The sequence below is a fragment of the Heyndrickxia sp. FW510-T9 genome, assembly GCF_058781025.1.
The window spans coordinates 84,459-95,499 of sequence record NZ_JBYSWK010000002.1 but is presented as its reverse complement, the minus strand read 5'-3'; the positions used below and the strand labels follow the sequence as shown (position 1 = coordinate 95,499).

General features: G+C 36.0%; 10 protein-coding genes and 1 riboswitch. Of the genes, 9 read left to right on the top strand and 1 reads right to left on the bottom strand.

The features are described 5' to 3' along the window. The 3 genes from AC3WJF_RS01800 to AC3WJF_RS01790 form a co-directional block, all read left to right on the top strand. Nucleotides 1-1,657, top strand: a 1,657-nt coding sequence (locus AC3WJF_RS01800) for an SH3 domain-containing protein (protein WP_492449386.1), incomplete at its 5' end; no start/stop codon positions are given. Between the two features lie 331 nt (nucleotides 1,658-1,988). After that, entirely contained in the window at nucleotides 1,989-2,375 is a 387-nt protein-coding gene (locus AC3WJF_RS01795; protein ID WP_492449385.1) for a VOC family protein, read from the top strand. A 38-nt stretch (nucleotides 2,376-2,413) separates the two neighbouring features. Then, entirely contained in the window at nucleotides 2,414-3,046 is a 633-nt protein-coding gene (locus AC3WJF_RS01790) for an NUDIX hydrolase (RefSeq protein ID WP_492449384.1), read from the top strand. Between the two features lie 158 nt (nucleotides 3,047-3,204). Here AC3WJF_RS01790 and AC3WJF_RS01785 read toward each other — a convergent pair whose 3' ends face one another. Further along, a complete protein-coding gene (locus AC3WJF_RS01785) occupies nucleotides 3,205-3,462 on the bottom strand; it encodes a twin-arginine translocase TatA/TatE family subunit (protein ID WP_492449383.1) in 258 nt (85 codons plus the stop codon). 266 nt (nucleotides 3,463-3,728) lie between these two features. Further along, nucleotides 3,729-3,994: riboswitch (cobalamin riboswitch) on the top strand. Between the two features lie 133 nt (nucleotides 3,995-4,127). Between AC3WJF_RS01785 and AC3WJF_RS01780 the strand changes: the two genes are divergently transcribed. Genes AC3WJF_RS01780 through AC3WJF_RS01755 form a run of 6 tightly spaced genes read left to right on the top strand, consistent with a single transcriptional unit; the run spans nucleotide 4,128 to nucleotide 10,518 of the window. Further along, a complete protein-coding gene (locus AC3WJF_RS01780; protein WP_492449493.1) occupies nucleotides 4,128-5,975 on the top strand; it encodes an LPxTATN C-terminal sorting signal domain in 1,848 nt (615 codons plus the stop codon). A gap of 3 nt (nucleotides 5,976-5,978) precedes the next feature. Further along, a complete protein-coding gene (gene srtD / locus AC3WJF_RS01775) occupies nucleotides 5,979-6,557 on the top strand; it encodes a class D sortase, LPxTATN-specific (RefSeq protein ID WP_492449382.1) in 579 nt (192 codons plus the stop codon). Nucleotides 6,558-6,569: 12 nt separating this feature from the next. Continuing rightward, on the top strand, nucleotides 6,570-7,334 hold the full coding sequence (locus AC3WJF_RS01770; protein ID WP_492449381.1) for a DUF4430 domain-containing protein: 765 nt from the start codon (nucleotides 6,570-6,572) through the stop codon (nucleotides 7,332-7,334). After that, on the top strand, nucleotides 7,335-8,222 hold the full coding sequence (locus AC3WJF_RS01765) for an energy-coupling factor transporter transmembrane component T (protein ID WP_492449380.1): 888 nt from the start codon (nucleotides 7,335-7,337) through the stop codon (nucleotides 8,220-8,222). It abuts the gene before it with no gap. Next, nucleotides 8,123-9,856, top strand: coding sequence for an ABC transporter ATP-binding protein (locus AC3WJF_RS01760; protein ID WP_492449379.1), 1,734 nt, complete (start codon nucleotides 8,123-8,125; stop codon nucleotides 9,854-9,856). Before AC3WJF_RS01765 ends, AC3WJF_RS01760 begins: the two co-directional genes overlap by 100 nt. Continuing rightward, the gene (locus AC3WJF_RS01755) at nucleotides 9,832-10,518 is read left to right on the top strand and encodes an ECF transporter S component (protein ID WP_492449378.1); all 687 of its coding nucleotides are present in this window, start codon (nucleotides 9,832-9,834) and stop codon (nucleotides 10,516-10,518) included. The genes AC3WJF_RS01760 and AC3WJF_RS01755 overlap by 25 nt, the downstream gene beginning before the upstream one ends. Nucleotides 10,519-11,041 lie beyond the last annotated feature (523 nt).

Here is an 11,041-nt window from a genome sequence, read left to right as displayed (position 1 = left end):
TAGCACATCAACTCCTGTCAAAACGACAGTTAAATATGTTGATGTAGACGCAAATTCCATATTAAATATGCGATCAACCGCATCCGCTAGTGGAAAGATCGTGGCTACTTTGAAAAAGGGAACACAAGTAACGGTGTATTCGGAGTCAAATGGCTGGTCTAAAATAAATGCCAATGGCAAAGATGGCTATGTTAGTAGTCAATTTCTTACAACAACTAAACCAACTAGTGATGTTCCGGATAAAGTAACGACGACAACGAAATATGTAGTGGTGGATTCATTATCTGGATTAAGTATGTATACAGAGCCTTCTGCGAAATCATCTGTTATCGTAAATATTGCAAAAGGAGTAAAAGTTACTGTTTACTCTGAATCAAACGGCTGGTCTAAAATTAATGTCTATGGCCAAGACGGCTATGTTAATTCTGCGAATCTTTCAACAAGTGCACCACCAGCCAATAATACTGATAATAATTCTGGTACAACAATAGAAGATCAGACTACGTTAAAATATGTAAATGTTGATGGTAATTCAGTATTGAATATGCGATCCGCACCATCAGCAACTGCCAGCATTATTACTACTTTAACTAGGGGCACTGCGGTGCAATATTATTCGGAGTCAAATGGCTGGGCAAAAATCACTGCAAATGGAAAGACAGGCTATGTTAGTACCCAGTATTTATCATCAACTGCTATTAGCTTACCTGGTTCTTCAAATAGTACGAAAAAGATAATCTATGATAATTACAATATATCCTTAGATGCTTTAGTAAATATCCAAGCAGCTGCAGGGGCACAAACGGATGCGAGCTATCATGTTTACATAAGAGAAGATGCCCTGAAGTTAAATAATCCAACCAATCCAACCAATGGGGTTGTGCAAGGAAGTGGTTGGAACGTTAGAGGTGGCGCTGGAACATCTTATTGGGTAGTAGGCCAAGTGAAAGATGGAGATACTTTACAGATTATTTCTAAACAAAAAGCTTCAGATGGATTTATATGGTACGAAGTAAGCTATGATAAAACTTGGGTGAATGCGAATCCAGATGATATTAAATATTATTTAGACCCAAATAATTTTGTCGATGATTCTATTAAATCATTACAATTTTTAAGTCTATCTCAATCTACTAATCTTGATGTTTCGGAAGTTAATGATAAGATTCTTGCTGGTAAGGGAATCTTAGCTGGAAAAGCAAGTTCATTTGTACAAGCTGGAAAAACTTATGGAGTAAATGAAATATATCTTATTTCTCATGCTTTACTTGAAACAGGAAATGGTACATCCCAATTAGCCACAGGTGTACAAGTAAACGGAAAAACAGTATATAATATGTATGGAATAGGAGCATATGATAGCTCCCCAGTGACTAGTGGCGCACAGTTTGCATATGATGCAGGATGGTTTACACCTGAAGCAGCAATTATTGGCGGTGCAGAATTCATCGCACAAGGTTATATAAATTCTGGACAAGATACATTGTATAAAATGAGATGGAACCCAAGCGCAGCTGTAAGCAATGGAACAGCTTCACATCAATATGCAACAGATATTGGATGGGCTGAAAAGCAAGTAGTCCAAATCAATAATTTATATAGTTTGTTAAATTCATATGATATAGTACTACAAATACCGAAATTTCTTGCGAATTAGAAAGAAAAACTATAATGAATCTGGTACACTACAGATTTTTATCAAAAAAGGATAGCAAAAGAGACTTCACCTTGTGAAATTTCTTTTGCTATTTTTGTGTAAAAAATATATTGTTGGTAGATTTATTTGAACAAAGCCTTTATGAGGGACGAATAACAGCGCAGTGAAAGTAGGTCTGCCAGCATTACATACCGGGTTGAGAAAATTTATCATCCAAAAGATAAGATATAGACTACTTGCATTTATTTTAGATAAAGAGAAAAAAATAAAAGGTAAATCAACCAAAAAGGAGAATAGCTATACAATAGATTCATAAAAAAGGAGATTGAAGATGAATAGGTTACAATCATTGACGGTTTTACTTGTTTCGGACTTAGAACGATCAAAAGCTTTTTATCAGGACGTTTTGGGATGTGAAGTGAACGATTGGTGGGCAATTCGAAATGATTCCTTGAAGCTCGGCTTTAAGCTTTTACAAGCAACAGAACATCAAGTGATTTATCCAAATAGTCAAAACAATGAGGTGCTATGGGACACTTATGCATACGTAGATGATTTTGCTGCATTGGATCAAATATATGATGAGTGGAAACAAAAAGGGGCGAAAATTATTCAAGAACCTGAGGTAACAGAGTTTGACTGGGGAGCATGGAAGGAATTTGCGATTGCGGACCCGGATGGATATGTTTTAGCGTTAGGCACAGCAAATAAGGAATAAGTTTTTGCAGAAATAGCAACTAGATAGGAGCAGTACAAATGACTAAAGAATTCTTTGATATTTTTGATGCTAATATGAGTCACTTAGGAATAGCAGAAAGAAATGAAGTTCATCAAAAGGGGTATTGGCATAAGACATTTCATTGCTGGTTCTATCAGATCGAAAATGGAATGTTGAATGTTATTTTTCAAAAAAGACAGCATGACAAAGATACCCATCCTAATTTACTTGATATTACTGCTGCAGGACATATAACAGCGGGAGAGCAACCAGAAGAGGGAATAAGAGAAGTAGAAGAGGAACTGGGAATTCAAGTACAAATGGATGAGCTTGAATCGATTGGAGTTATCCCGGTAAGTTATGTTGGCGATACATTTATCGATAATGAATTCTGTTACACTTACTTTTATCATTTTAGAAAGACTCTGGAAACTATAATACCTGACCCTGTTGAATTGGCTGGTATTTATCGAATTCCTTTTCATGAGCTAGAAGGTTTATTTAGTGGTTCACTTAAATCTATCAACATTAATGGTTATGAATATAAAAATAACCAATTAATTAGCCAACAAGCAATTGTGGAGTTGAAAGATTTTGTCCCTGCCCCAGCAGAATATTATCAATTGATATTCAATAAATTTTCAAAAATAAAGAAGGTACTATCATTGTGATCTGATAGTACCTTCTTCTTTAGAAAAAAAAATTTTTTTATTTGAGTTTTTGTTCTAAGTCTTTAATTGGAATATTTTTGAAGAGAGAAAAATAAAAAATTTCAGAAGAGAAATAAAAAACGGACTTGCCGAGAATGGCAAATCCATTTTAATTTTAATCATTCCTGTTTTTCTATATTAGTAGGAGACTCTGGTTTTGGATCGGTTACAACCTCATCACCATTTTTTACTTGAGAAGCCTCAACTTTCTTTTCGCTAGGGCTGCTTTTTTCATCCATGTCCATAATATCCTGTGTTGCTTTTTTGAATTCCCTTAATGTTTTTCCTGCTGCTTTACCGAGTTCTGGTAATTTTTTAGGTCCAAATATTATTAATGCAGCAGCGCCAATCAGAACTAAACTTTCAGCACTAATCATATGTAATTTTCCTCCTTATAAATTAGTCTTCTTTATTACAAACAAGAGTAGTTTTTTTATTAATATTGTCTTACATATTTTATCATATAATGGATCAATATTTTTAGTCTAAAACTTAACAATTTTTGTGATAGCCTTTTACATAAGAAAATTTTTGATTAGTAATTATTTAATAACAAGTTTACCGTATGTTTTGGGAGTAATATTCAGTTGTAACTTGCTTGATATACCAATATTTATTAATCTATGATAATATATTTATTAACTAAATAGTGAGAAAAATAGGTTGATTGAACTTGATTCAATCATTAAAAGGGAAGTCCGGTGAAATACCGGTGCGGTCCCGCCACTGTAATTGGGAGCTCTTTAATAATTTGTCCTCTTTTTCTATAAATTGTTGCTTTATGAAATTACTATTAACAAAACCAACAAAGTTAAGAAAAGAGCCTTCAAGACCACTGTCATTATGATGGGAAGGTGTTAAAGAGTGTTGATCATAAGCCAGGAGACCTGCCTATTTTTTTGCACCAAAAGCCTACGTGGATAGGTGGTGCTGAGCTCGAGGACATCATTAATATAATTTGCCTCCTGCGATGCACAACATCTTCCCTATAGGAGATGTTTTTTTATTTTTACAATAATCGGGGGGAAAAGAAGTGAAAGCAATGTTTTTAAAGAAAAGTTCCATCTTATTGACGGCAATCTTACTTGTCATGCTTCAATTATCAGGTTTATTTTCACATCCAGTCTCTGCTGCGGCGTTAAAGAATGCAGCAATGATTACGGTTGTAGATGAAAAGGGAAATACGATTATACCTCATAGCATTCTAGAGATAAAAGATGGTGAAACCACTTTTGATTTCTTAAAGGAAGCAACAACAAAGAATAATGTTGCATTTGAATATGATACATATCCTAATTTAGGTGCAAGTGTCAAAAAAATTGGTGATTCAGAACCCAACTTTGATAAGGATGGAACATATTGGGGATTTATTGTTAATGGTGTTACGTCCCAAGTAGGTGTCTCCACATACAAAGTAAAAAATGGAGATGACATATTATTTAAAGTTGTGTCATACCCAACAAATGAAGTGAAAGCGAAGGTGACAGCAAAGGATGCAAAAGGAAATGCTGTCATTCCGGAAACAGAAGTAAGTGTAGTAGAAGGTGCCAATGCATATGATGCACTTGTTCAAGCAGCATTAAAGCATAATCTGTCGCTTTCTGTATCCATTGATTCTACTTGGTTTGAATTTGTTAGTAACATCGGAAATACAAAATTAATTGATGGTGATTACTGGAGTACAGCTCTAAATGGAACTGGCTTGGAATCTTCCTTATCAGCAGTCAACATTAAGAATGGCGATAGCGTCGAATTAAAGATTGATAATTATCTGACACCACCAGATACAAATACCGATAATGGCACTGATAACGGCACTGGTTCTGATAATTCCGGTAATCCAGAGGGAACTAAGCTTCCGAGTGTCTCAAAACAACAAATATCTTCAGCAGTTAATAATACAGCTTCCTATGTTCTTAAAAATGGTGGAAATAATGAATTTGAAATCATCGGTCTCCAAAAATCCGGTCAAAAGATTCCATCCACATATTTAAGCAATATTGAAAAGACACTGAAGGAAAACGATGGAACATTCCGCAATGTTACAGATTATGAAAGATTAGCAATTGGTGTTTCTGCTGCTGGCGGAAATGCGACAAATATCATAGGCTATAATTTGATAAAGAAAATTTACTCCAACGATCGTATGACCAACCAAGGAACAAATGGAGTTATATATGCATTACTAGCAATTGATAGTAAGAACTATAAGGTTCCAGCAAGCGCAAAATGGTCGAGAGAAAAGCTTGTAAACTATTTAGTCAAGCAACAGTTAAAATCGGGAGGCTGGGCGTTAGCTGGCGAAAGTCCAAGTGTCGATATTACAGCTATGGCATTATCTGCACTTGCTCCTTATAAGAACCAAAGCAATGTAAAAAATGCGATTAATAATGCTGTGAATTGGCTTTCTACCATTCAGGATGAGAGCGGAGGCTTTAGCAGTGATATGAATGGTGGGGATTCAAGCGAAACTACTGCACAAGTAATCATAGGATTAACTTCTGTAGGTATAGATCCTACAAATAAATCCTTTACAAAAGCAAGTGGTAACCTCATTCAGCATTTAATGTCCTTCCAACAAAAGGACGGAGGATTTGCCCATATTGCAGCAGATCATAAATCAAATATAATGGCAACAACACAAGCTTTATTAGCCTTAACAGCTTATCAACAATATCAAAATGGTAAGGGTTCCATCTATCAATTTAAAGTAACTAATAACATTATTGACAAAGGTAATGGAACATCTACTCCATCAAAGCAAGCAGAGGATGGTCAGCTATTACCGAATACAGCAACGGATGATTATAATATCCTTGTGATTGGAGCACTTCTATTAATAGCTGGGTCAGTATTTTACTTTTATAATAGAAAACAGAGAGTGTCATAAATAATGAAAAAAATAGCTGCAATGGTGCTTATGACGGCGGGACTCATTTGTATCATCTATAGTAGCTTCGATATTTGGAAGAGTCGACAACTTCAAGTGTCGACTCTTCATCAAGCGAAAGCCATTACTATAGAAAATGAAAAGACAGTAAAAATAACAAAAAATAAACATCCAAAAGTAAAAGACAAAAATATTATTGGATTACTTGAAATTCCAAAGCTAAACAAAGAACTGGCAATCGTTGAAGGTACATCTCCTGACAAATTAGCAAAAGGGGTCGGTCACTATGGAACCTCCTCTTTACCAGGCGATGGCGATCAAATCGTTTTATCGGGACACCGCGATACGGTTTTTCGACATTTTGGCGAATTAGAAAAGGGTGACACGGTCACAGTAAAACTAAAAACTGGTTCTTTTCTCTATGTGATTGATCATATGAAGATCGTGGACGCAAATGACCGAACCATTATCCATCATACGAAACCGAAAGAAGAGCTAGTGTTAACAACTTGTTACCCATTTCATTTTATCGGTAATGCACCAAAACGCTATATCATCTATGCGTACCCAAAAACATCATAGGAGGCGGAAAAGATGAAAATGATTAAAACAACTTGCATTGTGCTATTTTCGATATTCCTAATTTTCATGATTTCCGGCTGTCAAAAAGACTCTGTTATCCCAGTACAACATGAGAAAGCTCATACAAAATCTGCATCCTCAAAACAACATTCTATTAAAAAAACATCAAATCAAAAAAAGGATAACAATACTAAATCAACTACCACCGGCAAAAAGCAAAAGCCAACCGTTAAAAAGGAAAAAACTAATAGCAAAAAGCAATCAACGGTAGAGCAGAAACAGCAGTCATCTGTAAAAACAAATGCAAACCCAAACCCAAACCCAAACCCAAACCCAAAAACAAATACAAGCTCCAAACCAAAAACAAGCAATAACAGCACAAACAATAATAATGCGACAAATAAAACAAATACCGAAACTACAGTCCAGAAAACAGAACCACAATTGACAGTCACTATATCTATTGTTAGTAATGATTTGAAAAAAACGATTATTGCACCGACAAAAGTCGGTATAAAAAATGGAGACACAGTACTAACTGTTACAACGGATATTCTGAAACAAAAAGGTATTCCAATTGGTCCAAGAGGGAGCGGCGCCACTGCATATGTAGAAGGCATTGGCGATCTTTATGAGTTTGATCATGGCCCATTAAGCGGATGGACAGTCGAGAAAAATGGTGTAAAGCTTGATCGTAGTGCTGGAGTTATCAAAGTAAAAAACGGAGATTCTATCCGCTGGAATTATACGACAGATTATACAAAGGATACGAAGTAAATGAATAGAGGATTTCGTTCATTTCATCCCATTGTTTGTTTCCTATATTATGTAGGAGCGGCAGCACTGGTTATGCTTTACAAGCATCCGGTGTTTTTATTTGTTGGGGCAATTATATTAATTTTATATAATATAGCTTTGGATCAAGGTAAAGCATTGAAAAAGTGGTGGAAGATGCTCACGATTCTATCACTATTTTTCCTTATCGTGAATCCGCTCATTAACCATCGCGGGACGCATATTTTATTTTATCTCGGACAAAATCCGATTATGCTGGAAGCAATTATTCAAGGCATCATTCTTGCCTTATCATTATTTTGTTTAATGGTATTATTTACATCATACAATTTAGTAGTTACCGCTGATAAATTTTTGTATTTATTTTCGAAATGGTTGCCGCAATGGGCACTGTTAACGATGATTTCCATGCGTTTTGTACCGCTGCTTAGAAGAAGATTAACAGAAATAGAAATGGTACAACACAGCAAAGGATTGTCAATAAAAGATGGAGCAATTAAAATCCGTGCGAAAAACGGGATCCAATTTGTGCAAATATTACTTACTTGGTCATTAGAAGAGGCATTACAAACGGCAGATTCCATGGCAGCAAGGGGCTATGGTCTCAGGAAAAGAAGCCGCTATAATCCTTTCTATATGAAAAGAAAGGACTGGTTTGCGCTTTTCTTTATGATAATTGTTGGCATCATCGGGATTTTTGGATGGTGGCTTGGTGATGGAGTACTATCTATTACCCCTGTGTTGGAACCGATTTTTCTAGAGGGCAGGGAATGGTTTTATTTATTCATATTTATGATATTTATTGGTTTTCCGCTTTTTATCGAAGAAAGAGAGGCACTTCTATGGCATTACTGGAAGCGAAAAATGTAACATTTCATTACCCAGATCAAGCAAGTAAAGCACTTCAGCAAATTTCTTTTACAGTGGAAAAAGGTGAATTTATCGTTCTATGTGGTCCATCTGGAAGTGGAAAATCCACTCTTCTCCGTTTGCTAAAAAGAGAGGTTGCACCGCATGGAAACTTAACAGGTGAAATATTATATAATCAACAGCCACTTTCTAGTCTTGCCAATGAAATATTGGCAAAGAAAATTGGTATGGTATTTCAAGATCCAGAAAACCAAATTGTAATGGAACAAGTAATGGAGGAACTTATATTTGGATTAGAAAATCTAGGTGTTCCAACAACTGAAATGCGAAAAAAAGTAGCGGAAATGGCTCATTTTTTTGGTATAGAGAATTTGCTTGAACGAAGAACAGATGAACTATCTGGTGGTCAAAAGCAGGTCTTAAATTTAGCATCCGTGTTATTAATGGAACCACAAATACTATTACTAGATGAACCAACAGCACAGTTGGACCCTGTTGCGGCCAAAGAATTTATCGGTATGCTGCAGAGGATGAATGAAGAATTTGGGATTACCGTTATTATTGCGGAGCATCGATTAGAAGAATTATTTGCACTTGCAGATCGAGTACTAGTTTTAGAACGAGGAATGAAAGTGTATGAGGGAGCACCGCGGAAGATCATAAGTGAAATTGGCAAGAATCCTGTAAACAATATGTATTCATATCTTCCGAGTAGCGCAGTGCTATACCTTGAGCACGCTTCTTCCGTTATCGAAGAAGAGATTCCACTAACCATAAAGGAAGGAAAACGCTGGATCGAAAATGTAAAAATTCACAAGGAAACAGAGTTATCATTTAAGCAAATGATCCCATCAGCCAATCCAATCATAAAAATGAAAGGGATAGATTTTCAATACGAAAGAAATCAAAAAAAAATTCTAGACGATTTATCACTAAATGTATATGAAGGAGAATGGCTATCTATAGTTGGGGCAAATGGTACTGGGAAATCTACTATGATTAGAATGATGGCTGGTTTGCAAAGGCCGCAACGAGGGTCAGTTACATATAAAGATAAAAAGATAAAAGGACCATTACCGCCTGAGATTGGCTATTTACCGCAAAATCCGAAGCTATTTTTCTTACAAGATACAATCCTGGCCGAATTAATAAGGATTGCAGATAAATATAAGCTTGAAGATTCGGAAGAAAAAATCAATGACTTACTTGATACATTTGATATTACAGAGATAAAGGATCGCCATCCATATGATGTGAGTGGAGGTGAAGTTCAAAAGGCTGCTCTTGCTGGGGTCATGATCTCTAATCCTTCCATTTTATTAATAGATGAACCGACGAAGGGACTGGATCCAGAAGCGAAAGCGAAATTAGGAAACCAATTAAAATCATTGCAAAAAAAAGGACTTACGATTGTGATGGTGACACATGATATTGAATTTGCCGCACAATATGCAACACGATGTGCGATGATGTTTCAAGGAAATATTACTGCTATCGCATCACCACAAGAATTTTTTCGAGGAAATGCATTTTATACAACGGTTATTAACCGTATAACGAGAGGTAGTCATGTTCCTGAAGTCATAACGGTAGAGGAGGCACGGGAATCATGGCACGTTCACGGTACATATTAATATTTCTTATCATTTTTCTGCTATTCCTATTAGTTGCTTTTCCTTTAATTTCGCAGCATCATTATATACTCTTCAGTATCCTATTTATGCTTTGTACATTTCTCCCATTTATGATCCGTTTTGAACGACGCAAGGTTTCTGGGAGGGAGCTTGTTATGCTGGCAGTTCTTGCAGCGGTTGCAGCTGTAAGCCGAATTCCGTTCGCCTCTATTCCGAGCGTACAACCAACCACTTTTGTGATAATTGTAACTGGGATTGCTTTAGGTGCTGAAAGTGGTTTTGTGGTCGGGGCGCTCGCCGCATTAGTGTCTAATCTGTTTTTAGGGCAAGGGCCTTGGACACCATGGCAAATGTATGCATGGGGCATGATTGGTTTAGCTGCTGGACTTTTACGAAATACATGGTTTATGAGAAGAACAATAACCAGATGTATTTTCGGTTTTATCGTGGGAATCTTGTTTGGGTGGTTCATGAATTTAACTTATGTCGTTACCGTCTTTCAAACGATTACGTTTGCACAAATTATTACTTATTATGCAGCAAGCTTTTATTTTGATTTGGCTCATGCTTTTTCAAATGTATTCTTCCTCGCTGTCTTTTCCAATGGCTGGGTAAAAATCCTGCTAAGATTTCGAAAGAAGTATGGATTGCTTGAATTATAATAATAACTGAAGAAGAATGTTTAATATCGTTTACTTCGAATGTGTATACAATAAAATAGCAAAGCAATGCACACCGGACTTCTTTAAGGAACTCTAGTGTGCATTTTTTATTATTCATTATATTTTGTGTCGGTTAACTTAAAGGACAAAAGAAGCAAGATCCGGAGAGAAACTGTCCTTTAGAAGGGCTTTAAAGGACAAAAGAAGCAAGATCCGGAGAGAAACTGTCCTTTAGAAAGGCTTTAAAGGACAAGTGAAGCAAGAAAAGGAAGGAAACTGTCCTTTAGAAGGGCTTTAAAGGACAAATGAAGTAATCTAGAGGGAAACTGTCCTTTAGAAGGGCTTTAAAGGACAAATGAAGTAAGATCTAGAGGGAAACTGTCCTTTAGAAAGGCTTTAAAGGACAAATGAAGCAAGAAAAGGAAGGAAACTGTCCTTTAGAAGGGCTTTAAAGGACAAATGAAGTAAGATCTAGAGGGAAACTGTCCTTTAGAAGGGCTTTAAAGGACAAATGAAGCAAGAA